The sequence below is a fragment of the Mycobacterium sp. NPDC006124 genome (assembly GCF_040614235.1).
GTDB lineage: Bacteria > Actinomycetota > Actinomycetes > Mycobacteriales > Mycobacteriaceae > Mycobacterium.
In genome coordinates, this window is the sequence record NZ_JBEXUA010000002.1 from 123881 (window position 1) to 145790 (window position 21910).

Annotated in this window: 24 protein-coding genes and 1 tRNA gene; 11 read left to right on the forward strand and 14 right to left on the reverse strand. The window is 67.6% G+C overall.

The features are described from left to right. Nucleotides 1–69 precede the first annotated feature (69 nt). From aceA to ABZ195_RS04260, 3 genes are all read left to right on the forward strand, one after another. Nucleotides 70–2358 carry an isocitrate lyase ICL2 gene (gene aceA / locus ABZ195_RS04250; RefSeq protein ID WP_355215196.1) on the forward strand — a complete coding sequence of 763 codons (2289 nt, stop codon included), beginning with the start codon at nt 70–72 and terminating at the stop codon, nt 2356–2358. 78 nt (nt 2359–2436) lie between these two features. Beyond that, nucleotides 2437–2577, forward strand: coding sequence for a hypothetical protein (locus tag ABZ195_RS04255; RefSeq protein WP_355215197.1), 141 nt, complete (start codon nt 2437–2439; stop codon nt 2575–2577). 4 nt (nt 2578–2581) lie between these two features. Further along, nucleotides 2582–3550: an aldo/keto reductase gene (locus ABZ195_RS04260; RefSeq protein ID WP_355215199.1), complete on the forward strand. Its 969-nt coding sequence runs from the start codon at nt 2582–2584 to the stop codon at nt 3548–3550. On the opposite strand, the gene ABZ195_RS04265 is transcribed toward ABZ195_RS04260, so the two are convergent. Further along, on the reverse strand, nt 3547–4317 hold the full coding sequence (locus tag ABZ195_RS04265) for a class II aldolase/adducin family protein (RefSeq protein WP_355215201.1): 771 nt from the start codon (nt 4315–4317) through the stop codon (nt 3547–3549). The genes ABZ195_RS04260 and ABZ195_RS04265 overlap by 4 nt on opposite strands. A 127-nt stretch (nt 4318–4444) precedes the next feature. On the opposite strand from ABZ195_RS04265, the gene ABZ195_RS04270 reads away from it, so the two are divergent. After that, nucleotides 4445–5587, forward strand: a complete 1143-nt coding sequence (locus ABZ195_RS04270; protein WP_355215203.1) for a GGDEF domain-containing protein — start codon at nt 4445–4447, stop codon at nt 5585–5587. A 10-nt stretch (nt 5588–5597) separates the two neighbouring features. Here the strand turns inward: ABZ195_RS04270 and ABZ195_RS04275 are convergent, their stop codons facing one another. After that, entirely contained in the window at nt 5598–7115 is a 1518-nt protein-coding gene (locus ABZ195_RS04275; protein WP_355215205.1) for an MFS transporter, read from the reverse strand. Between the two features lie 300 nt (nt 7116–7415). On the opposite strand from ABZ195_RS04275, the gene ABZ195_RS04280 reads away from it, so the two are divergent. After that, nucleotides 7416–8480 carry a 3-deoxy-7-phosphoheptulonate synthase gene (locus ABZ195_RS04280; protein ID WP_355215207.1) on the forward strand — a complete coding sequence of 355 codons (1065 nt, stop codon included), beginning with the start codon at nt 7416–7418 and terminating at the stop codon, nt 8478–8480. 69 nt (nt 8481–8549) lie between these two features. Here the strand turns inward: ABZ195_RS04280 and ABZ195_RS04285 are convergent, their stop codons facing one another. The 3 genes from ABZ195_RS04285 to ABZ195_RS04295 form a co-directional block, all read right to left on the reverse strand. Continuing rightward, nucleotides 8550–8867, reverse strand: coding sequence for a hypothetical protein (locus ABZ195_RS04285; protein WP_355215209.1), 318 nt, complete (start codon nt 8865–8867; stop codon nt 8550–8552). Between the two features lie 198 nt (nt 8868–9065). Next, nucleotides 9066–9680 (reverse strand): class I SAM-dependent methyltransferase, encoded by a 615-nt coding sequence (locus ABZ195_RS04290; RefSeq protein WP_355215211.1) that lies wholly within the window; start codon nt 9678–9680, stop codon nt 9066–9068. 54 nt (nt 9681–9734) lie between these two features. Further along, the gene (locus tag ABZ195_RS04295; RefSeq protein ID WP_355215213.1) at nt 9735–10304 is read right to left on the reverse strand and encodes an STAS domain-containing protein; all 570 of its coding nucleotides are present in this window, start codon (nt 10302–10304) and stop codon (nt 9735–9737) included. Between the two features lie 371 nt (nt 10305–10675). Here ABZ195_RS04295 and ABZ195_RS04300 point away from each other — a divergent pair, with 371 nt between their 5' ends. Continuing rightward, a complete protein-coding gene (locus ABZ195_RS04300) occupies nt 10676–11011 on the forward strand; it encodes an ANTAR domain-containing protein (RefSeq protein ID WP_355215215.1) in 336 nt (111 codons plus the stop codon). A gap of 342 nt (nt 11012–11353) precedes the next feature. Here the strand turns inward: ABZ195_RS04300 and ABZ195_RS04305 are convergent, their stop codons facing one another. Next, the gene (locus ABZ195_RS04305; RefSeq protein WP_355215217.1) at nt 11354–12574 is read right to left on the reverse strand and encodes a cytochrome P450; all 1221 of its coding nucleotides are present in this window, start codon (nt 12572–12574) and stop codon (nt 11354–11356) included. Between the two features lie 186 nt (nt 12575–12760). Here ABZ195_RS04305 and ABZ195_RS04310 point away from each other — a divergent pair, with 186 nt between their 5' ends. Continuing rightward, nucleotides 12761–13309 (forward strand): TetR/AcrR family transcriptional regulator, encoded by a 549-nt coding sequence (locus ABZ195_RS04310; protein WP_355215219.1) that lies wholly within the window; start codon nt 12761–12763, stop codon nt 13307–13309. A gap of 101 nt (nt 13310–13410) precedes the next feature. On the opposite strand, the gene ABZ195_RS04315 is transcribed toward ABZ195_RS04310, so the two are convergent. The 5 genes from ABZ195_RS04315 to ABZ195_RS04335 all read right to left on the reverse strand — a co-directional run bounded on the left by ABZ195_RS04315 (nt 13411) and on the right by ABZ195_RS04335 (nt 17646). After that, nucleotides 13411–13486: transfer RNA gene (locus ABZ195_RS04315), tRNA-Ala, on the reverse strand. Between the two features lie 49 nt (nt 13487–13535). Further along, nucleotides 13536–14642, reverse strand: a complete 1107-nt coding sequence (gene glpR, locus ABZ195_RS04320; RefSeq protein WP_355215221.1) for a gephyrin-like molybdotransferase receptor GlpR — start codon at nt 14640–14642, stop codon at nt 13536–13538. A 132-nt stretch (nt 14643–14774) separates the two neighbouring features. Beyond that, nucleotides 14775–15428, reverse strand: a complete 654-nt coding sequence (locus tag ABZ195_RS04325; protein ID WP_355215223.1) for a GNAT family protein — start codon at nt 15426–15428, stop codon at nt 14775–14777. Between the two features lie 11 nt (nt 15429–15439). Further along, nucleotides 15440–16693 (reverse strand): gephyrin-like molybdotransferase Glp, encoded by a 1254-nt coding sequence (gene glp, locus ABZ195_RS04330; RefSeq protein ID WP_355215225.1) that lies wholly within the window; start codon nt 16691–16693, stop codon nt 15440–15442. Between the two features lie 38 nt (nt 16694–16731). Further along, a complete protein-coding gene (locus tag ABZ195_RS04335) occupies nt 16732–17646 on the reverse strand; it encodes a UTP--glucose-1-phosphate uridylyltransferase (protein ID WP_355215227.1) in 915 nt (304 codons plus the stop codon). A gap of 73 nt (nt 17647–17719) precedes the next feature. Here ABZ195_RS04335 and ABZ195_RS04340 point away from each other — a divergent pair, with 73 nt between their 5' ends. The 4 genes from ABZ195_RS04340 to mscL all read left to right on the forward strand — a co-directional run bounded on the left by ABZ195_RS04340 (nt 17720) and on the right by mscL (nt 20003). Further along, on the forward strand, nt 17720–18298 hold the full coding sequence (locus ABZ195_RS04340) for a 5-formyltetrahydrofolate cyclo-ligase (RefSeq protein WP_355215229.1): 579 nt from the start codon (nt 17720–17722) through the stop codon (nt 18296–18298). Nucleotides 18299–18398: 100 nt separating this feature from the next. Continuing rightward, nucleotides 18399–18764 carry an FmdB family zinc ribbon protein gene (locus ABZ195_RS04345; protein WP_355215231.1) on the forward strand — a complete coding sequence of 122 codons (366 nt, stop codon included), beginning with the start codon at nt 18399–18401 and terminating at the stop codon, nt 18762–18764. A 64-nt stretch (nt 18765–18828) separates the two neighbouring features. After that, the gene (locus ABZ195_RS04350) at nt 18829–19482 is read left to right on the forward strand and encodes an SAF domain-containing protein (RefSeq protein ID WP_355215233.1); all 654 of its coding nucleotides are present in this window, start codon (nt 18829–18831) and stop codon (nt 19480–19482) included. 74 nt (nt 19483–19556) lie between these two features. Next, complete coding sequence (gene mscL / locus ABZ195_RS04355; protein WP_355215235.1) at nt 19557–20003, forward strand: large-conductance mechanosensitive channel protein MscL; 447 nt, start codon at nt 19557–19559, stop codon at nt 20001–20003. Nucleotides 20004–20065: 62 nt separating this feature from the next. Here the strand turns inward: mscL and ABZ195_RS04360 are convergent, their stop codons facing one another. The 3 genes from ABZ195_RS04360 to ABZ195_RS04370 all read right to left on the reverse strand — a co-directional run bounded on the left by ABZ195_RS04360 (nt 20066) and on the right by ABZ195_RS04370 (nt 21880). Then, complete coding sequence (locus ABZ195_RS04360; protein WP_355215236.1) at nt 20066–20689, reverse strand: MspA family porin; 624 nt, start codon at nt 20687–20689, stop codon at nt 20066–20068. 374 nt (nt 20690–21063) lie between these two features. Then, the gene (locus tag ABZ195_RS04365) at nt 21064–21222 is read right to left on the reverse strand and encodes a hypothetical protein (protein ID WP_355215238.1); all 159 of its coding nucleotides are present in this window, start codon (nt 21220–21222) and stop codon (nt 21064–21066) included. Between the two features lie 160 nt (nt 21223–21382). Further along, nucleotides 21383–21880: a molybdenum cofactor synthesis domain-containing protein gene (locus ABZ195_RS04370; protein ID WP_355215240.1), complete on the reverse strand. Its 498-nt coding sequence runs from the start codon at nt 21878–21880 to the stop codon at nt 21383–21385. Between the last annotated feature and the right edge of the window lie 30 nt (nt 21881–21910).

Consider the following 21910-nt stretch of genomic DNA (forward strand, 5'->3'; position numbering starts at 1 on the left):
TGCTCAGGCGTGGCAGCGCCATACACTCGCACCATCACCGGCAGACCGCTCGACGAGGAGCATTGACGCATGACGATGACCGATCCGGACGTCCAGACCAGCTCGTCGTTCGACGACGACGTCGCGGCGACGCAGAGCTACTTCGACAGTCCGCGCTTCGAGGGGATCGTCCGGCTGTACACGGCGCGTCAGGTGGCCGAGCAGCGCGGCACCATCGCCTGTGACTACCCCGTGGCGCGCGCGGCGGCCGCCGCCTTCTACGACCGCCTCCGCGAGCTCGCGTCGGCGCAGAAGAGCATCACGACGTTCGGCCCGTACTCCCCGGGTCAGGCCGTCACGATCAAGCGCATGGGCATCGAGGGCATCTACCTCGGCGGCTGGGCCACCTCGGCGAAGGGCTCCATCAGCGAGGACCCCGGCCCCGACCTCGCGAGCTACCCGCTGAGCCAAGTCCCCGACGAAGCGGCCGGGCTGGTGCGGGCGCTGCTGACCGCCGACCGCAACCAGCAGTACCTGCGGCTGAAGATGACCGACGCGCAACGAGCGGCCACGCCGGCGGTGGACTACCGGCCGTTCATCATCGCCGACGCCGACACCGGCCACGGTGGCGATCCGCACGTGCGCAACCTGATCCGCCGCTTCGTCGAGGCTGGCGTGCCCGGCTATCACATCGAGGATCAGCGGCCCGGCACCAAGAAGTGTGGCCATCAGGGCGGCAAGGTGCTGGTGCCGTCGGACGAGCAGATCAAGCGCCTGAACACCGCGCGCTTCCAACTCGACATCATGCGGGTGCCCGGCATCATCGTCGCCCGCACCGACGCCGAGGCCGCCAATTTGATCGACAGTCGCGCAGACGAACGCGACCAGCCGTTCCTGCTCGGCGCGACGAACCTGAAGGTGCCGCCCTACAAGGCCTGCTTCCTGGCCCTCATGCGCAGCCTTCATCAGCAGGGTGTCACCGATCTACGGGGCCACCTGCTCTACGCCCTGCCCGAGGGCGAATACGCGGCCGCCGACGCGTGGCTGGAACGCAACGGCATCGCCGCGGTGGTCACGGAGGCCGCGGCATCCTGGGCGAAGGGCGAGCAGACCTCCGTCGACGACCTGTTCGACGGCGTCGAGTCGAAGTTCGTCGACGCCTGGCAGGCCGACGCGGGGCTCGAGACCTACGGCGAGGCCGTCGCCGAGATGGTGGCGTTCCGCGAGCGCGAGGGCGAGCCGCCGGCGATGACCGCCGACCAGTGGCGCGACTTCGCCAAGGACGCCTCGCTCTACGCGGCGCGCGAGAAGGCCAGGGAGCTGGGCACCGACGTGCCGTGGGACTGCGAACGCGCCAAGACGCCGGAGGGCTACTACCAGGTGCGCGGCGGAATTCCGTATGCGATCGCCAAGTCGTTGGCCGCGGCGCCGTTCGCCGACATCCTATGGATGGAGACCAAGACCGCGGATCTGGCCGACGCCCGCGAGTTCGCCCGCGCGATCCGCGCCGTCTACCCCGACAAGATGATGGCCTACAACCTGTCGCCGTCGTTCAACTGGGACACCACGGGCATGACCGACGACGAGATGCGCGCCTTCCCCGAGGAGATCGGGAAGATGGGCTTCGTCTTCAACTTCATGACCTACGGCGGCCATCAGATCGACGGCGTCGCAGCCGAGGAGTTCGCCACCGCACTGCGGCAGGACGGCATGCTGGCGCTGGCCCGCCTGCAACGCAAGATGCGCCTCGTCGAGTCGCCCTACCGAACCCCCCAGACCCTGGTCGGCGGTCCGCGCAGCGACGCCGCTCTGGCGGCGTCCTCGGGGCGCACCGCGACCACGAAGTCGATGGGCAAGGGATCCACGCAGCATCAGCACCTGGTGCAGACCGAGGTGCCGAAGAAACTTCTGGAGGACTGGCTGGCGCTGTGGGGAGAGCACTACCAGCTCGGCGAGAACCTGCGCATCCAGTTCCGCCCGCTGCGGGCCGGTGGCGAAGTGCTCGAGCTGGGCATCTACGGCGACGGTGAGGAGAAGCTGGCCAACGTGCTCGTCGACCCCATCAAGGACCGCAACGGCCGCAGCATCCTCACGGTGCGCGACCAGAACACCTTCGCCGAGCACCTGCGCCAAAAGCGGCTCATGACGCTGGTTCACCTCTGGCTGATCAACCGGTTCAAGGCCGACGCGGTGTACTACGTCACGCCGACCGAGGACAACGTCTACCAAACCGAGAAGATGAAGTCCCATGGGATCTTCAGCAACGTCGGTGAGGACGTCGGCGAGATCGTGGTGGCCGACGTCAACCAGCCGCGCATCGACGAGTTGCTGGCGCCCGACCGCGAGGCGCTGATGCGGTTGATCCGCAAGGAGGACTGAGCCGCGTCGCGACGGTTTCAAAGGGAGTTCACAGGCGGCGCTTCACCGCTCATTACCTTGCCCCAGCACGCTGGAGCCATGATCGCCTCACTGCTCGCCGTCGCCGTCGGACTCGGCGTGATGGTCGTCGCGGAGCTCAACTGGCAACGCGCGCTCACCTCGGCGACCGCCGCCGGCTTGGTCGCCCAACCCACCGGCGAGGTGACGCCCGTACCGTAGGGGCATGAAGTTCCTCGAGGTCGACGGGCTAGGCCCGGTCAGCCGCATCGGGTTGGGCACGTGGCAGTTCGGCGCCAAGGAGTGGGGGTACGGCGACGACTACGCCGCCGGCGCCGCACGTGACATCGTGGCTCGCGCCAGGGCCCTCGGGGTGACGCTGTTCGACACCGCCGAGGTGTACGGCTTCGGCAAGAGCGAGCGCATCCTCGGCGAGGCCCTCGGAGATGAACGCGCCGACGTCGTCGTCGCCAGCAAGGTCTTCCCCGTCGCCCCGTTTCCGCCCGTGGTTCGGCAACGGGCCCGCGCCAGCGCCGAACGGCTGGGACTGCAGAAGATTCCGCTCTACCAGGTACACCAGGCCAACCCCGTGGTACCCGACTCGGTGATCATGCCCGGCATGAGATCCCTGCTCGACGACGGCGTGATCGGCGCGGTCGGGGTGTCGAACTATTCACTGGACCGATGGCGCAAGGCCGACGCCGCGGTGGGCACACCCGTGGTCAGCAATCAGGTGCACTTCTCCCTAGCCCACCCCGGACCGCTGGCCGACCTGGTCCCGTTCGCCGAGCGCGAGAACCGGATGGTGATGGCCTACAGCCCGCTCGCACAGGGTCTGCTCGGCGGCAAGTACGGTCCCGACAACCGCCCCGGCGGAGTGCGGATGACCAACCCGCTCTTCGGCACCGAGAACCTGCGGCGGGTGCAACCGCTGTTGAACACGTTGCGCGAGGTCGCCGCCGACCTCGACGCCAAACCCGCACAGGTCGCGCTGGCCTGGCTGATCAGCCTGCCCGGCGTGGTGGCCATCCCGGGCGCGTCCAGCGTCGAGCAGCTCGAATTCAACGTCGCCGCAGCCGATCTCGACCTGAGCATGGAGAGCCGCAACGCGCTGACCGCCGCCGCGCGGGCATTCCGGCCGGTGTCGATCGCCCGGTTCGCCATCGACTCGCTCCGCGAGAAGCTCGGACGCTAACCGGCGGGCACGTACGTGCGGCGTGCCCACTGGAACACCTGCCACCCGGCTGCCTCGTCGAACTCCGCGTGCACGCGGCTCGCCGACTCGGCGCTGATCGGCACGGCGTCGCGCGCCTTCACCTGAACCTCGGCGCACCGCTCCATCAGGAGGAAGAAGCCCACCGCCGAATCGACGGTGGCGCCCACCGTCAGCAGGCCGTGGTTGCGCAGGATCACGGCCCGCGCGCCACCGAGGGCCGCCGCGATGCGCTTGCCGCCGTCGAGCGAGGCGATGCTGACTTCCTCGTCGTCGAAGATCTCGTGGTCGTCGTGAAACGCACACGCCTCCTGTGAGATCGCCGCGAGTTTGGTGACGGTGGCCGAGAACGGCGTTCCGTAGGGCGTGTGGCAGTGGGCTGCCGAGACGACGTCGGGCCGAGCCTCGTGCAGTGGGGCATGGATGTGAAAGGCGGCCACGTTGATGAACCCGCCGCCGGAGACCGAGCCGTCGGGTCGAACGAGCACCAGATCGTCGACGGTCATCGTGCGAAACGGGACGCCGTAGCGGGCCAGCCAGAAGCAGTCCGGCTGCTCCGGGTCGCGCGCCGAGACGTGACCGTCGCCGAGTGAGCCCCACCCCATGGCGCCAAACACCCGGTACGCCAAGACGAGACGGCGCTTGCGGTGCTCACGAAGTTCGACCGGATCGGCGATGTCGGGCTCGTAGGCGGAGGGATCCAGGAAGTCATCCAGAAGGCCATCCAGTAGGTCACGGTCTGCCGTCACTCCCCCACGCTAGGCCAGCATCCCCGACTGCCACCACCGACATGGAAATTTCGGTTACTGTTCCCGGCGTGCTACCTGGCCTTTCCCGTGAGTTAGCTGCCCGCGGCTCACGCGTCGGTCCGCCCACGTGAGTCCGACCGTGCTGGCCTTGGCTCGGCGGCGGTTCCACTCCGAGGATCGCTACTACTGGATCACCTCACTGCTGGCGGCCCAGGGCTTGCAGCGCGCCGCCTGCCGACTGACTGCGGCCAACATCGTCGCGTGCGGCGCCATGCCGATGCTGTTGATGTTCGGGGAGCTCGGCCCGACGGGCACCCGCGACCGCTCGGTCGCCGTCGTGGTGTTCGCGCTCAGCGTCGCGATGGCCTCGATCTGGCTGCGGTCGAGTTGGCCCTCCCGGCGGCAGTCTCAGGTGTGCGTCCTGGGCGGCAGCATCATGGTCGTCGTCGGCTGTCTCATCGAGTCCCATCCCGCGATTGGGATGGTCGGGGCCACGGCGTTCGTCGTCGTGTCGGCGTTCACCGCGATGTTCCACGCGGGGTGGCTGCTGGCCTACACCTGGTTCGTCGGCCTCAGCACACTCCTGGTGCTCTCGGTGCGCCTGGAGGGCTTCAAACCCGAGGTCGCCGTGGCGGTGATCTTGCTCTTCGCCATCGTCAACGCGTTCGTCGCGTTCTGCTGCCGCACCGTGGTGCGGTTGGTCGACAACGACGTTCACTACGGCGAACTCGAACCACTGACCGGGCTGCTGACGCGGGACGCGTTCTCCGACCGCATCGCGACCATCGTCACCCGAGACCGCGACGACGACCGATTCCTGGCCATCGTCGTCGTCAGCCTCGACAGCTTCTCGCTGCTGACGGCCATGGGTGGCGAGGCCGGCGGCAATCAGGCCAGAGTGGCCATCGGTCAACGGCTGCGCGAGACGCTGCGGCGCGACGCCCTGCTCGCGCACGTCGGCGAATCGGAGTATCTCGTCGCCGACACGTTCGTCAGCACCGACGCCTCGGTGCTGACCGACCGTCTGCAACACACCGTGCGCACCTCCCCCTACCGGTTGACCGCGAGCATCGGCACGGTGATCGCGCCGCTGGCCACGTTGGTCGGGCATCCGCCGCACGACGTCGTCGAGGAACTCATCACGATCGCCACCACGAACGTCTATCTCGCGCGCCGCCACGGCGGTCAGCGCACCGAGACGACCGTCAATCCCGAACTGACCTCGCTGCGCGACGCCGACGGCTGGGACGACGACGACCTGACGGCCTAGCCGTCTGCGCCTAGGGCGACCGCGGCCGGGTCGCGCCCTCGGCCCGCACCGACCCACGCCGCCGGTCGACGCCACCGGCTGCCAGCGGCGTGGCGACGTCCTCGAGGGACTTGCCCTCCGCGTCGACGGCGAGGAACCATGCGATCAGCCCGCCCCCGATCATCACCGCCGCGCCGAGCAGGTAGCCGACGAACAGAAGCGCGGGCCGCGAACCGTCGCCGATCAACGCGCCGTACACCACCGGTCCCAGCGCGCCGAAACACTGTGCGATGGCGAAGAATACGGCGATCGCCTTGGCCCGCACCTCCAGGGGGAAGATCTCGCTGACCGTCAGATAGGCCGAACTGGCACCCGCCGAGGCGAAGAAGAAGATCACACACCACGCCACGGTCTGGGTGACGGCGTTGAGCACCCCGGCGTAGAACAGTCCCGCGCTGCCCGCCAGCAGCACGCCCGAGAGCACGTAGGTGCCCGAGATCATCTTCCGGCGGCCGACGGTGTCGAAGAAGTGGCCAATGGCCAACGGCCCGGCCAGATTACCGACGGCGAAGGCAATCAGATACAGCGGTGTCGACTCCGACGGCACACCGTAGAACTTGCCGAGCACGAGGGTGTAGGTGAAGAAGATCGCGTTGTAGAGGAACGACTGACTGATCATCAGCGAGGCGCCCAGAATCGCGCGCTTTGGGTAGTCGCGGAACAGTACCCGCGTCAACGCCAGGTAGCCGATCTTCTGGGTCGGCCTGAGCTCGATGGCCTTGGCGTCGTCGACCGGCGCCAGCGTGGCGCCGGTGGCCTGCACCTCGTGCTCGATGTAGGTGATCGACTCCTCGGCCTCCTCGACCCGACCGTTCATCACCTGCCAGCGTGGACTCTCGGGCAGGTGCCGCCGCACCACCAGGATGACGAGCCCCAGCACCGGCCCGATCAGGAACGCCAGCCGCCAGCCCAGGCCCAGGTCCATCGACTTGAGGAAGACGAACGTACCGAGGGTGCCGAGGATCGCTCCCGCCCAATAGGTTCCGTTGACGGCGATGTCCACGCGGCCGCGGTAGCGGGCCGGGATCAACTCGTCGATGGCCGAGTTGATGGCGGCGTATTCGCCACCGATGCCCATGCCGGCGATGAAGCGGGTCGCGTAGAGGAACACGACCCACCCGAGCCCGTTGCCGAGGGTCAGCGCGGTGAGTCCGCTGCCCACCAGGTACACGCCCAGCGTCACCATGAACAGATTGCGTCGGCCGAGCTTGTCGGAGAGTCGCCCGAAGAACAGCGCCCCCACGACCTCGCCCGCCAGATACACCGTGGCCAGGAAGCCGACCGCGGCCGACGAGAGGCCCAGGGTCTCTGGCTGACTGAGGGTGTCGGCGACGGCGCTCGCGACGGTGATCTCCAGACCGTCGAGGATCCAGGCGACGCCGAGGGCCACCACGAGCCGGGTGTGAAACGGCGACCACGGCAACCGGTCGATGCGGGCGGGAATCAAACTGCGGATCGGGGCGCTCGACGCCTCGGCTGACGTCGCCATGGTGGCCTCCTCGCAGATGGTCGGCCCAGCAGCACTTCCCGCCGGTGGACCTTCCGAAACCACCCACGAGGACGACCGCGGACATCCTGAGGTACGGTGTCTGCGTGAACATCGGCGCGCGCTGCTATTGGCGCTTTATCTCGGCTCCGGGTGGAGCCTGCGATAGGGCGTCATAGGACGACGCGTCACACACCACCCGGAGCCCAGCAGTGACCACTTGGTCGCTGCTTTCGTCATTTCAGGGCTTCGGACCGTCCACGGGTGAGCCCTGAGAACCACTCAGAGAAAGCCCGACACACCGTGACGATCACCAGCACCAGCCCAGACGTCGAACCGGTCTCCGATCGGCGGATCGTCTCCTTCCGGCCGGTGCCGCCGCCCGAACGACTGCTGGCCGACATGCCGCTGGACCCCGGCGCCGCCGCAGCGGTACGGCGCCACCGCGCCGAGATCGCCGACATCCTGGCTGGTCGCGACGACCGACTGCTCGTCGTCGTCGGCCCCTGCTCGGTGCACGACCCGGTGGCCGCGCTGGACTACGCCCATCGCCTGGCCCCCTTGGCCGAGGCCTACGCCGACCGCCTCAAGATCGTCATGCGGGTCTACTTCGAGAAGCCCCGCACGACGGTCGGTTGGAAGGGACTCATCAACGACCCCGGGATGGACGGCACCCACGACGTCGAGCGGGGCCTGCGTGCCGCCCGCGCGCTGCTGCTCGACATCGGCGCGATTGGATTGGCGGTGGGGTGTGAGTTCCTCGAGCCGACCAGCCCGCACTACATCGCCGACACGGTGGCCTGGGGCGCCATCGGAGCCCGGACCACTGAGTCCCAGATTCATCGTCAGCTCGCGTCCGGGCTGTCGATGCCCATCGGGTTCAAGAACGGCACCGACGGAAGCGTGGCGCCGGCCGTCGACGGCGTGAATGCCGCTGCGGCGCAGCACGTCTTCTTCGGAATCGACGATCTGGGTCGCGGTGCCATCGTCGAGACCGCAGGCAATCCCGACTGCCACCTGATCCTGCGCGGGGGGACTTCCGGCCCGAATCACGATGCCCGCTCCGTCGCCGCGGCGATCCAGCGCCTGGTCACCGCGGGTCTGCCGGGCAACGTCATGATCGACTGCTCGCACGCCAACTCGGGCAAGGACCACGTCCAGCAGGCCGTCGTCGCCGACGAGATCGCCGCCCGGATCGCCGACGGCGAGTGCGGCATCAGCGGGTTGATGCTCGAGAGCTTCCTGGTGGCGGGTTCACAGCCCGTCAGCGGGCGGCTGGTCTACGGCCAATCCGTCACCGACGCCTGCATGGACTTCACGACCACCGCCGGGATCCTGGGACGCCTGCACGACGCCAAAGGGCGCTGACCTCGCGAATGCACGTGAAAGACCTTTCCGACGTGGCGCTTTGGCGGTGAGGGTCGTTGGCGGGTGTGGTCACAGCGGGATGAAGATGCCGAGGAACCAGAAGCCCCAGATGCCGCGTCCGCGGTCGAAGAACGGTTCGGCCCGAAAGCCGCGGTAGTTGAAGGGGCGGTGATCGCGGCGGCCGTCGTCGAAACCACGCTGGTCCCAGCGTCGGTCGTCGAACCGGAAGTCATTTCCCCGGTCGTGGCGGCAGAAGTGTCCGAAGCACCGGTCCTGGTGAAGACCGCCGTCGGCCAATGCGGTTGCCGCACCGGCACCTAGGCCGAGTGCGCTGGCACTGACGGCTCCGGCGATCGCCAACCGTGCGGTCATCTTCACGAAGTTCATGCTGGGTTCTCCTTCGACGTTCCACTCATGGGCACGACGAACCGATTGGCAATCGTTGTCTTGCAACGTTTTCCGTCGACCGATTCGCACCAGCCCAGCATGTCCGGCGAGAAGGACCGCTGCGTGGAGACCATGTGGAGATCGCTTGGAGATCGCCGTCGGCCCGCGCGGGATCGACGGCGAGGCTTCACGCCCAGGTCACGGCTTGAGCCACCGCCACTGCGCCGTCAGCCAACCCTGCGCACCGGGAAGCCGATCGCGCACCGCTGCGACGACACCGGGCCACAGGAGATCGTCGTAGTCGTCACCGGACAGCCAGCCCCCGGAGCGCACCTTCGGCAACCACGCGTCGACGTCGGCGGCGACGCTGTCGTAGTCGTGCCGCGCGTCGAGGTGCACCCACGCCAACGAACCGTCGACGAAGAAGTCGGCGGCCTTGGGTGAGGAACTGATGAAGACGTGGACGTCGTCGGCGAACCCACAGGCGATGACGTTGCGGTGCAGCAGACCCGCGAAGGTTCCGCCGCCGAATTCGACGGCAGGCCCGTGGGCGTCCTCGCCTGACAGCCCTTCCTCGCCGCTACCGCGACAGGTGTCGACGCCGATGACCGTGAAGTCTCGCCCCGAGCTGCGCACCACGTCGGCCAGCGAGCACAGGCTGCGCCCCAGGTAGGAGCCGACCTCGACGAAGGTGCTGCCCTCGTCGAAGACCTCGACGGCTTCCTGCTGGCCTTCGCGCCAGTGGAACCAGCCGGGAATGTCCGACCATTGGGTGACCTCGGCGGCGAATGCGTCCTTCGTGGGGTGGCTCACGCTGAGACGATTCCCCGATCGCGGTGTCGATAACCCCGTTGACGTCGAGCCGCCCTAGGCTTGGCCGTCGTCACCCATGGGGGCATCGGGTCTCGCGTCGTCGGCCCGATGAAGTCCAACCATTGCCGCATGGACCGTGGGGTACGAATGGAGCGCTTGGTCGACCCCCAACATCTTCAGCGTCCTGTCAGCAATGGGACTTGGCGCGGCGACCGCGAATCGCTTCCCGAAGGAACGGGCCGACTCGTCACCGGCAACGAGAATGCCGGCGCCCGCAGAGGACAAGAAGGTCAACCCCTCGAGGTCGACGATGAGCCCCATCGGAACGTCGGCGAGGCATCTGTTGATCGCGTCGGCCAACTGTGGCACGGTCACGGCGTCGAGGTCCCCGCGCACCGCCAACACCGTCACACCGTCGATCGGCGATTCGTGGAGGCCGAACGACCGAGGGGGCGGTGGTCGACGAAACCGTTGGTAGGCGGCTCCGCGCCGCATCCCGAGCGCGTCGCCGATCGTTTGCCATGACATCCCGAGACCGCGTGCAGCCTCGACGGCGCGAGCGAGTTGCTCCTTGGCCGCGAGGACTTCGCCGTCGGAATGGGCATTGCCCACCAACGAAAGCACCTCCGAAGCATCGGTGATTCGGCCAAGGGCGTGGGCGTGTGGATCCTCGGCCGAAGGTGAGGGAGATCGCGTGGTCATCGCTGGGCCCGGCTCCGTCCAAGGGGTAGGCGTGCGCGAACCCCTGAGATCGGCTGTCGTGTCGCGTGGTTTCAGCGACTGAGTGCGTCGTGGCCGGGCAATCGATGTCAGCTGCGAGCGGGGACTGGGCTCGCTTCGACCACTCAAGGCTAACGTAGGCCACGCGTTTCACGGAGCGAACGGCTACTTCATCGGCCGCCTTCTCCCCGCCTGCCGCGAACGCAACGGCCAAAAGTTCGCGATCAACCGCTAAGCACCGCCGAAGCGCATACTCGGCACCAGGGCGCACCTGGATGCACAGCATGCTGTCGTTCCAACTGGCCACCGCACCACACGGGGTGGGGGCACCGAACATGTTCGGCCTGGACCCCCGCGTCGAGGACCCCGTCGCGGAGGCAATCGGGGCATTGCTGGCCACGTTGGCCACGGTGGCCCTCATGACGGCACAGCGAGAGGAGCAGATCGAACGGGCGCTGGCCAGTAGGGACGTCATCGGGCAAGCAAAGGGCCTCTTGATGAATCACTTCGAGGTCGACGCCACCAGAGCCTTCGAGATGTTGAAGACCGTCTCTCAGAACGAGAACACACCGTTGCGAAGCGTCGCCGAGAAGATCATCGACAGATTCTGACTCGAGATCGGTGAAACCGGGCCGCGCAGCTGTTGTCTCAACCCACGGTGTTGATCCCGGACCACCTCGCGGCAGACGAGTCCACGCAACCTCGCACCGTTTGCCGCACGTCCTCTACGTGCCCGGTGGCCAACCTCGGAAACCTGGTGACCTGGATCTTGAACAGATCGGCCAGTACGGGTCTGCAGTCCTGTTGGGCGTGACGAGGGGTGCCGCCGTGACGTCATGGGCGTTGGCATCGTCGACGATCAGCAGCCCGACAGGAGGCCGGCGGCGGCGCCTGGCTGAGTCCGCCCTTGGCTTGGGTCGGTTCGTGGCAAGCAATCGGCTCCGCGAGCCCCGTCAGGAGAGCGTCAGTTCGAGGTGGTCGAGGCGACGCACCAGCAGGCTGGGCAACCAGCGCCCCGCCTCGGCGACCTCGACGTGGGTGGTGCGCTCGATCAGATGGCGGAGCACCACGGTGGCCTCCAGCCGGGCGAGGGCGGCACCCACGCAGAAGTGTGCGCCCTTGCCGAAGGTCAAGTGCCCCTTGCCATCAGGGCGGTCGAGCCGGAACCGGCCGGGGTCGTCGAAGTGTGAGGGGTCTCGATTGGCGGCACCCCACACGAGGAGCAGACGTGACCCGGCACGTAGCGCAACCCCGCCCAGTTCGGTGTCGTGGAGGACGTGTCGGTAGTGCCCTCGAAACGGCGGCTCGTAGCGCAGCACTTCTTCCAAGAATGCACCGAGCAGTTCCGGCTGCTCTCGGACCTGCCCTTGGATCGCAGGGTGGGTCGCCAGGATCCATGCAGCCGAGCCGATCAACGAAGCGGTGGACTCACCACCGGCGCTGAACAGGGTGATCATCATCATGTGCGCGGCGGACTCGCTGAGTTCACCGGTGGCGCACGCGGCGGCGAGGTCGCCCAGCAGATCGTCCCCAGGGCTGCAAGTGGCGCGGTGGAACTGCTCGGCGATGTAGCAGCTGAGTTCGGTGACCGCCGCACCGCCTGCACTGAGTTGCTCTTGGCTGACCAGACCCTCCACGAATTGCGTTGCGCCGTAACCCCACCGGATCAGCTCGTCGACGTCCTCATCGGGGACGCCGATGATCCGCCCGACGATCATCATGGGCAGCCGGTTCGCCATCGCCGCCATCCATTCGATGTGACCACTTTGCACGCCGCTCTCCCAGATGCGGGTGGACGTTTCGGCGATGAACGGCTCGATGGCACGGATGCGCCTGGCCGCCAATTGTGGGATCAGCGCCTTGCGGTGCACGGCATGCGCGGGATCGTCGGCAGTGGCAAGGGCCTGCGTCGGGCCACCGAGTTCACCGATGGGGAACATGCCCACTGCGCCATCAGCCTCACGCACCATGGTCCCGGTCAGATTCGAGGAGAAGTCCTCACACCGCGTCACCGCTTCGGTGACGGTGTCCCATCCGGTCACGGCGTAGAAGCCGGTGTCACCGATCCGGTGGACCGAACCTTCTGCGTGCATCCGCTCATAGAGCGGGTAGGGGTCTTGGATGTACTGGTCGTCGAATAGTGCGATGCCCAGCGCACCGTCCAGACGTGTCATTGCTCCACGCTGAGGGTCTCCGCCAGTGAGGTCAACCACCCGCGAGGAAGTCGAGACAGCCGGTTGCCGTCGCCATTCGGGGTCGTCTCAGCAGCCGTCGAGAACCTGCACCAACGGTGAGACGTCCTCCGAGTTCCGTCTCAGTTCTGAGAAGATCATCTTCAGGCGATGCAAGGAGTGCGGCGGGTGGTTCGTGAGGATTGGATCGTCGGCGGGGATCGTCGGGCTGCTGCTGCCGAACGCATCTACGCCGCTGCGGTCGATCTGATACTGACCCAAGGACTGGACGCCCTCGACGTCGATTCGCTCGCCGAGCGAGTGCACTGTTCCAGGGCTACCGTCTATCGCTACGCCGGGGGCAAAGGACGGATACGTGACGCCGCGCTCGTTCGCATCGCCTCGAACATCACCGATACCGTTCGGCGCGAAGTCGACGGCCTCAGTGGCCCTGAGCGGGTGGCGAAGGCCATCTCCGTTGCGCTGCAACAGATCAGGTCCGATCCCATTCGGCGTGTGATGACGGCATCGAACAAGGCACCCCAATTGAGCGACCTACACTCCTCGCCGGTGCTGAGCGCGTTGGCCGCCGAGCTCACCGGGATCACCGATGACGACCCGGTAGCGGCGCTGTGGATCGTCCACGTGGTGCTGTCGTTGGCGTACCTGCCTCTCGGCGACGACCACCTGGAGGCCGAGATTCTTCGACGATTCATCGTCCCGGCGTTCGACCGCTGAGCGGCCATGCCAACGTCTTCGATGAGAACCTTGCCGAAGGCACGGAGCTATCGGACGCAGCCTTCGCGGCTACTTCGGACGGACTGCTGACCTGAAAATACTGGTGGAGCTAAGGGGAATCGAACCCCTGACCTTCTCGATGCGAACGAGACGCGCTACCAACTGCGCTATAGCCCCTTGTACCGCTAGCAGGTTACCAGTGCCGGTGTCCCGCTAGAAATCGGCGCTACTGACCAGAGGCTCGCGGCAGGTCGTACTCACGCGCGAAGGTCGCATAGTCGAGGTGTTCGAAGATCGGGTCCTCGTCGTCGATCTCCAGTACCACCGAACCGGGCCGGCGCAGCCGCGCGGGCACCACGTCGAATTCCTGGTCCTTGGTGTTCTCCACACCCAGGTGCGAGCGCATCATGCGCTGCGCCCGGCGCCGTCGTACCTGCTCCTCGATGGCCGTCTGACGCCGTAGATAGGCCAGGTAGAGGACGGTGACGACGGCGACCGTGCCGCACACCCACCAGAACGTCGTCGACACCACGTAGGCCCCGACCGCACTCAGCAGCAGCAGCACCGACATCGCCATCAGCACGCGCTTGCGGAAGCGGTACTTCCGCGCGCTGACGGCCGCTGCGGTCTTGGTCTCGTAGGTGCGGCGGCGCTCCTGGGACTTCGATCCCCCACCGCGCTGCTCGGACTCCTCGGCGGCCTCGATGCCCGAGGAGTCGTCGACGTATTCGTAGTCGTGGTCGGGGTCGTCCTGCGACACGGCCTCGAACTCGTCGGTCATGTCGTCGGAGGACGTCATGTCGTCGTCGGACTCGGCGGCGGGCTGATCGACGGGGGCGGGCTCGGGTGCGTCGACCTCGTTGAGGTCGTCGACCGAGAACGTGGCGGTGTTGTCGTCGAACTCCAGCGGCAGCTGGGGTTCCTGCTCGACCCCGGCTTGCTCGGACCTGGCCCGCGCGGACGCTCCGATGGGCAGGGCGCCGGAGTCCTCCTCCACCACGTCGACGTCGAGGTACTCGGACTCGGCCTCCACCTTCGCCGCGGCCATCACCACGACCGTGGTGCGGGGCTTCTCGGATTCGCCGTCGTCGTAGAGGTCGTCGTCGAGGTCGTCGTGGGTCGGACGCCAGTCCGGGTCGCTGTGGTGGCCGGCCGCCGGCTTGCGCCGTCGCAGCAGCCGCGCGCCCTGCCCGGAGTTCAGCACGCGGGTGGCCAGCGCGACGTCGCTGGTGCGACGCACGGTGTCCCGCTTGCTGATCAACATCGGGACCAACACGAAGAGCCAGAGCACGACGAGCGAGATCCAGAGAAGAGACTGAGGGATGCTTGGCATGACGCCTGCTCCTTTCCCCGTGAAGTTAGGGTCGTGACCAGCGCATCCGGGGACGACGCGCCGCGCCTAATTACACACCTGTAATTCGCCCCTGACAAGCACATTCGCCCCATGAGCCACAACTGTCCCAGATTAGGCCCAGTTGGCCCGCCCGGCGCGGACCAACGCCGAGGTTGCGGAGCCGTTCAACTCCTCGATCGTGATGGCCACCAGCAGATGGTCCCGCCATCCGCCGTCGACCTCCAGATAGCGCTTGAGCAAGCCCTCCTCACGGAAGTTCGCCTTCGCCAGCACCCTGCGGCTCGGTTGATTCTCAGGCCGCACCGTCGCCTCGATCCGATGCAGACCCACCGGCCCGAAGCCGTGATCCAGACCCAGCGCCAGCGCCGCCGTCGCCACCCCGCCACCGTTGTGCGTCTTGGCCACCCAGTACCCGATCCAGGCCGATCGCAGCGCGCCGTGGGTGACGCTGCCGATCGTCAGCTGGCCGCAGAGCTGCCCGTCCAGCTCGATGGCGTACGGCAGCATCCGACCCTTCCTGGCCTCCGCGCGCAGCCCCGAGCAAATCGACGGCCACGACGAAATGGCATGTCGCGCTTCCCAATCCATCTCAGCGACGGGCTCCCACGGTTCCAGGTGCGCCTGGTCGGCCAGCCGGATCCGGCTCCACACCGCCCCGTCACGAAGCCGGATGGGACGCAACCGCACCAGTCCCGCGGGCACTCGCAGCGGCCCGACCGACTGCGGCCACCCCGGGTGCATGGACGACGACCGCCATAGATTCATGATCGGCTGCGTCAGCCGCGTTGCGCCAAGAAGGCCACGTCCACGATCTCGCCGGTGCGGACCTCCTCGGCCTCGCTGGGCACCACCACGAGGCAGTTCGCCTCGGCGAGGGTGGCCAGCAGGTGCGATGACGCACCCGGCGCGCCGCCGAGCGCCTGCACCAGATATTCGCCGGTGTCCTGGTCTCGCATCAGCTGCCCGCGCAGGTAACCCTTGCGCCCGGCCACCGACGTGATCGGCGACAGGGTCCGGGCCTGCACGACGCGCCGAAGCGGTTGTCGCTTGCCCAGCGACATGCGGATCAACGGCCGCACCATCACCTCGAACACGACCAGCGCGCTCACCGGGTTGGCCGGCAACAGGAACACCGGCACGCCGTCGCGCCCCAGCTGCCCGAATCCCTGAACCGATCCGGGGTGCATCGCGATGCGCGAGACCTCCATGTCGCCAAGCTCGGAGAGCACCGCCCGCACACTCTCGGCGGCGGTACCTCCGACGGCGCCCGCGATCACCAGCACCTCGGCACGGTTGATCTGACCCTCGACGACGTCGCGCAACGTCTTGGACTCGGTGTCGACGATCCCGACCCGGTTGACCTCGGCCCCCGCGTCGCGACCCGCCGCGGCCAACGCATAGGAGTTGACGTCGTAGACCTGGCCGTTGCCCGGATTGCGTGAGACGTCGACCAGTTCACCGCCGACGCTCATGACCGACAGCCGCGGACGGGGATGCACGAGCACCCGCTCCCGGCCCACGGCGGCGAGCAAGCCGACCTGCGCGGCCCCGATGATGGTGCCCGACCGCACGGCGACGTCGCCAGGTTGCACGTCGTCGCCGGTGCGACGCACGTAGGCACCCGACCGGACCCCGCGCAGCACCCGCACGCGCGAGTCGCCGCCGTCGGTCCAGCGCAACGGCAGCACCGCGTCGGCCAGGGTCGGCATGGGCGCGCCGGTCTGCACGCGCGCCGCCTGCCGCGGCTGCAGTCTGCTTGGGGTCTTGGCGCCGGCCTCGATGAGACCCATCACCGGGAGGCTGACCTCGCGGTCGCCGTCCTCCTCGTCACCTGCCTCGACGCCGAGGACGTCGACGCTGCGTACCGCGTATCCGTCGATCGCGGCCTGATCGAATCCCGGAAGCGGGCGTTCGGTCACGACCTCCTCGGCGCACATCAAACCCTGCGCCTCCGCGATGGCCACCCGGACGGGTCTCGGCGCCACCGCCGCGGCAGCCACCTTCGCCTGCTGCTCCTCCACCGAACGCACTCGTGCGCCTTTCTCCAGTCACGGAGCCCACGCGCAAGTCAGTTGGCGCTCAGGCCCAATCGCTCGACCAACCAGCGCCGCAGCTCCGGTCCGTAGTCGTCGCGCTCCAATGCAAAGTCAACCGCAGCCTTGAGGTAGCCGCCGGGATTTCCCAGGTCGTGTCGAGAACCGCGGTGCACCACGACGTGAACGGGATGACCCTCGTCGATCAGCAGCGCGATCGCGTCGGTTAGCTGAATCTCGCCGCCGACCCCGCGCGGCACGCGCCGCAACGCGTCGAAGATGGCGCGGTCCAGCACGTATCGGCCCGCGGCGGCGTACAGCGACGGCGCGTCCTTGGCCTTCGGCTTCTCCACCATGCCCTTGACGCGCAACACGTTTGGATTCACCGCGTCGGGAACCACCTCGACGTCGAACACGCCGTAGGCGCTGATCTCGTCCTCTGGCACCTCGATCGCGCACAGCACCGATCCGCCACGCTTGGCACGGACCTTCGACATGGTCTCCAACACCCCGGTCGGCAACACCAGGTCGTCGGGCAGCAGCACCGCCACGGCGTCCTCGTCGGCGTCCAGGCTCGGCTCCACGCAGCTGACGGCGTGCCCGAGGCCGAGCGGCTCGGCCTGCACCACGGATTCGACCTTGATCAGACCCGGCGCGCGCCGCACCTTCTCCAACATCACCATCTTGCCGCGGGCCTCCAGCGTGCCCTCGAGGATGAGGTCCTCGACGAAGTGCGCGACGACGCCGTCCTTGCCCGCGGAGGTGACGATGATGAGGCGCTCGGCGCCGGCCTCGGCCGCCTCCGCGGCGACCAATTCGATGCCGGGGGTGTCGACGACGGGCAGCAGTTCCTTCGGCACCGTCTTCGTCGCAGGTAGAAAGCGTGTTCCCAAACCGGCAGCCGGAACGATCGCGGTGCGTGGAATTGGCACCAAAGCCCGTGTCGTCATCGTTCACACCATAACGTCATCGGACGCTGACAACCGGCTGAGCCCTGCCCCTGTGACGTGACATGGTGAAGTCGTGGCACCGACGAAGGCCGAGATGCGCGCCGCGGTCCTGTCCGCGCGCCGCGCGCTTCCCGACGCGGTACGGCGCGCGGAGTCCGACGACCTGCAGGGACATCTCACCGGGCTGATGCGACCCGGCGACACCGTGTGCGCGTACGTCCCGGTGGGTTCCGAACCCGGTTCAGTCGCCATGTTGGCGGCGCTTCTCGCCGCGGGCGCTCGCGTCCTGCTGCCCGTTGCCCGCGAGGACGATGGAGGCCGGCCCCTGCCCTTGAGCTGGGGTGAGTTTCGCGGTGACCTGGTGCCCGCCCGCTTCGGCCTTCGCGAGCCGCCCCCACCGCATCTGCCGGCGGCGACCGTGGCCGAGGCGTCGACGGTGGTGGTTCCCGCGCTGGCCGTCGACCGGACCGGCAACCGGTTGGGCAGGGGCGCCGGCTTCTACGACCGGAGCCTGACCCTTGCCGACCCCTTGGCGCGACTGGTCGCGACCGTCCGCGACGACGAACTCGTCGACCGGCTTCCGGCCGACCCCCACGACGTGCCGATGACCCATGCGCTGACCCCAGGTGCCGGGCTCGTCGAGCTCGGCTGACGCGCTCCGGCGTCAGCGGGAATGGCGGGAGCCACGTAGCGGTTCTAGCACTTGAGCAGCTAGAGTGCTAACAGCTTCGTTCATTGTTCCGGAGGTTTTGGTGCCGACCTATTCGTACGCTTGTACCGAGTGCGACAACCGTTTCGACGCGGTGCAGGCATTCACAGATGACGCGTTGACCACGTGCCCGAAGTGCTCGGGTCGGCTGCGCAAGCTCTTCGGCTCGGTGGGTGTGGTGTTCAAGGGCAGCGGTTTCTACCGCAACGACAGCCGCGACACCTCCAAGAGCACCATCAACGGCTCCAGTGGCGGCGACTCGTCGGGCTCCTCGGAGAAGACCTCCGACAAGCCTGCGGAGAAGCCGTCGACGACGGAGAAATCGGCCAGCTCGGACAAGCCGAGCTCGACGTCGAGCTCCACCTCTTCGGCGACCAAGCCCGCATCCGCGCCCGCCTCCTCCAGCTAGCAGTTATCCACAGGGCGCGGCCGACCCCCTGCCGCATCGCCGTTCGGCTGCCTAGCGTGGCCACATGGGGGAATCACTCGATCCGTCGTTGACGTCGCGGCTCGCCGCCCTGCGACCCGACTGGACGCGCACCGTCATGGCCCGCCGCGTGACCGCCGGCGCGCTGGTCCTCTTGGCCGCCGTCGCGGCGCTGCGACCCGATCCCACACAGGGCCGCGCCGACGTCGTCGTCGCCACCCGCGACCTCACCCCCGGCGTCGAGTTGACGGCGACCGACCTGCGTGTGGAACCCCGTGCGGTCGACACGATTCCGGACGGTGCCACCTCACGCGGCGCCGACCTGGTCGGCGCCACTCTCGCCGGGCCCGCACGTCGTGGCGAGATACTCACCGACGTCCGGGTGCTGAGTTCGCGCCTCGCCGACGCGGCCGCCGGACCCGACGCGCGCATCGTGCCCGTCCATCCGACCGACGCCGCCCTCCTCGAACTGGTGCGCACCGGCGACGTGGTCGACGTGCTGGCCGTCGCCGAGTCCGCCGACGGCACCGGAGCGCAGCGCTCGCGCGTCGTGGCCGCCAATGCCGTCGTGGTGTTGGTCTCGAGTGCGACCAAGGACCGGAGCCGCGACGGGGTGGTGCTCGTCGCCCTGCCGGTGCACGAGGCCAACGAGGTCGCCGGTGCGTCGCTGTCCCAGGCGATAACCCTTACGTTCCACTGAGTTCGGTCCTTGCGGTTAGCGTTGCCGCACGGGTCAACGGCGCACGGCCTGACCACTGACGGAAGGAAGCCCACGTGCTCAAGGGATTCAAGGAGTTCCTCTCCCGCGGCAACATCGTCGACCTCTCGGTCGCCGTCGTCATCGGCACCGCGTTCTCAGCCCTGGTCAAGACGTTCACCGACGTGATCATCACGCCACTCACCAGCCGAATCGGCGCCAACGGCAGCGACGTCGGCCTGCTGAAGGTCTCGATCGGCGGCGGCCAGGTCATCGATCTGAACCTGCTGATCTCCGCGGCCATCAACTTCGTCTTGGTGGCCGCCGTCGTCTACTTCTTCGTGGTCGTGCCGTACAACCGGCTCCGCAAGAAGGGTGAGGTCGAGCAGGCCCAGGACACCGAACTGAGCCTGCTCACCGAGATCCGCAATCTCCTCAAGGACGGCACCAGCGCGGAGACGGTCACCGGACCCGGTACCGGCCCCAGCCCCGACACCGCGAAGACCACCAGCGCCGACAGGTAGTGCGCGCAGACGAAGACAGCCCCCGGCCAGAGGCCGGGGGCTGCTTTCGTTGAACTAGGGAGTTAGTTCATGTTCCACGGTTCGCCGTACGTGGTGACGCTGTCACCCGTCGAGGCGATGAGCCGAGCGAACGGACGCAGGAGCACGCCGCCGGCCGCGCCGGTAACCGTTCCGTGAGCGTTCGAGACCGCGACCCCACCGGAGGCACCCTTGACGTCGACCGAGAAGGTCGCGACTTCCTGGATGCCGGGGCCGTTGCCGAGGTCAGCGCTGATGGACACACCCGGGAACAGGTTCGGGGTGATGACCTGCAGCGGGTTCGCCGGCGTCGCGTCGTCGAGCAGGATGTTCGGGGTGGTGTAGCTGAAGTTGATGCCAACGCCCAGCGACCACGGGAAGCCGATCTGGTAGCCCAGCTCCAACGTGCCCTCGAACGCGTCGGCACCGGGGCCGGCGACGATGAACTTTGCGCGGCCCGAGTGGAACCACTCGCGGGTGAGGCGGTTGCGGTCGAGCGGGAAGACACCGTTGAGGAAGGTGTCCCACTGCTGAACCGTAAGCGTGCGATCCTGGCCGTCGACCAGGCTCAGCTCGTTGTCCAACCCTGCGTGAGAGGTGCCCGTGCTGGTGAGGAGCGCCGCGAACGCTGCTACCAGAGCGACCAGCACCCGACTGATTGCCTTCATGTTCTCCCTAGCTGTCGTGACGGACCTTGCGGTCCGTGTTCCTGTGAGTGCCCGGCTCTACGGCTAAGCCTGACACCCCGCAAGAGGTTGATGTGGAGGAAATTAGAAATCCCACATTCTGTTCTTACGTAAAGCTCATCGTTAGACGACGAGAAACATAACGGCGAGGCATCCACCCGGCAACGCGTACGGGTCACGCAAGGTGCGGGTGGGACTTGGCCGACGATGTTTGCCCCGCCATCGCGATCGGACGCCAACGGCGTGCGAGGGCCTCGTGAGAGCCTCCCACGGTCGGTGCGGGCCGTCGCCGCGGGTCGGACTCGTCGGCAGGACACCCCCGCGGGCACGCGCCGTGAGAGGCGGGAATTTGCAGGTCAGCCGTGATGCGGCGGGATGTTCTCGCGCAGCCAGTCGTCGCGATCGTCAGCGCGGGAGGCGGGGTCGTCGTCCCACTCGTCCTTGGTGGTCTCGGGTAGGGAATCACCGAAAACCTTGTTAACTGAAAGGCGCTTCCGCTGTGAATCCTCAGTCACGCAAACAGTCTACTGTGACAAAGATCACATTCATGAGCGGGATGACTTTTGCGCCGCCTCGACTCGATCCCGTCGAGCCCCGCCTGAGCGCAGACGCACGCCATTAGCCCCGCCGAGCGATGCTCGCGGGGAATCGACGGCGCCGAGGACGGCACGGGGCCTAGATCTCCAGGCTGGAGAGTTGCCCGATGATCTGGATGGCGAGCGGTCCTAGCGTCGCCATGCCGTCGCGGACGGCTCCGCGGGAACCCGCGATGTTGACGACCAGGGTGCTCCCCGAGATACCCGCCAAGCCGCGGGACACCCCCGCGTCGACGAGGCCCGCTGACAGCCCCGAGGAACGCAGTGCCTCGGAGATGCCGAGCAGCTCTCGATCGAGGATCGTCCTGGTGGCCTCCGGCGTGACGTCCCGGGGCGTGACCCCGGTGCCTCCCACCGACACGACCAGGTCGACGCCGCCGATGACGGCGGTGTTGAGCGCGTTGCGAATCTCGATCTCGTCGGCGGACACCACGACGACCCCGTCGACGACGAATCCCGCCTCACCCAGCAGCTCGGTGACTACCGGACCACTGTGGTCCTCTCCATCTCCGTGCGCGGTCCGGTCGTCGACGACGACGACGAGTGCGCGACCCACCAACTCACCAGGCTGTTCCATGATGGCAACCGTATATCCCGCCACCGACGC

Excerpts from the sequence above, each read along its gene's own strand:
- ABZ195_RS04285 (WP_355215209.1), bottom strand. The coding sequence starts at position 8,867 with ATGAACTTCGTGAAGATGACCGCACGGTTGGCGATCGCCGGAGCCGTC.
- ABZ195_RS04350 (WP_355215233.1), top strand. The coding sequence starts at position 18,829 with ATGGGGGAATCACTCGATCCGTCGTTGACGTCGCGGCTCGCCGCCCTG.
- ABZ195_RS04255 (WP_355215197.1), top strand. The coding sequence starts at position 2,437 with ATGATCGCCTCACTGCTCGCCGTCGCCGTCGGACTCGGCGTGATGGTC.
- ABZ195_RS04260 (WP_355215199.1), top strand. The coding sequence starts at position 2,582 with ATGAAGTTCCTCGAGGTCGACGGGCTAGGCCCGGTCAGCCGCATCGGG.
- glpR (WP_355215221.1), bottom strand. The coding sequence starts at position 14,642 with ATGCCAAGCATCCCTCAGTCTCTTCTCTGGATCTCGCTCGTCGTGCTC.
- ABZ195_RS04300 (WP_355215215.1), top strand. The coding sequence starts at position 10,676 with ATGCACAGCATGCTGTCGTTCCAACTGGCCACCGCACCACACGGGGTG.
- ABZ195_RS04305 (WP_355215217.1), bottom strand. The coding sequence starts at position 12,574 with ATGACACGTCTGGACGGTGCGCTGGGCATCGCACTATTCGACGACCAG.
- aceA (WP_355215196.1), top strand. The coding sequence starts at position 70 with ATGACGATGACCGATCCGGACGTCCAGACCAGCTCGTCGTTCGACGAC.
- ABZ195_RS04325 (WP_355215223.1), bottom strand. The coding sequence starts at position 15,428 with ATGAATCTATGGCGGTCGTCGTCCATGCACCCGGGGTGGCCGCAGTCG.
- ABZ195_RS04335 (WP_355215227.1), bottom strand. The coding sequence starts at position 17,646 with ATGACGACACGGGCTTTGGTGCCAATTCCACGCACCGCGATCGTTCCG.
- ABZ195_RS04370 (WP_355215240.1), bottom strand. The coding sequence starts at position 21,880 with ATGGAACAGCCTGGTGAGTTGGTGGGTCGCGCACTCGTCGTCGTCGTC.
- ABZ195_RS04360 (WP_355215236.1), bottom strand. The coding sequence starts at position 20,689 with ATGAAGGCAATCAGTCGGGTGCTGGTCGCTCTGGTAGCAGCGTTCGCG.
- ABZ195_RS04275 (WP_355215205.1), bottom strand. The coding sequence starts at position 7,115 with ATGGCGACGTCAGCCGAGGCGTCGAGCGCCCCGATCCGCAGTTTGATT.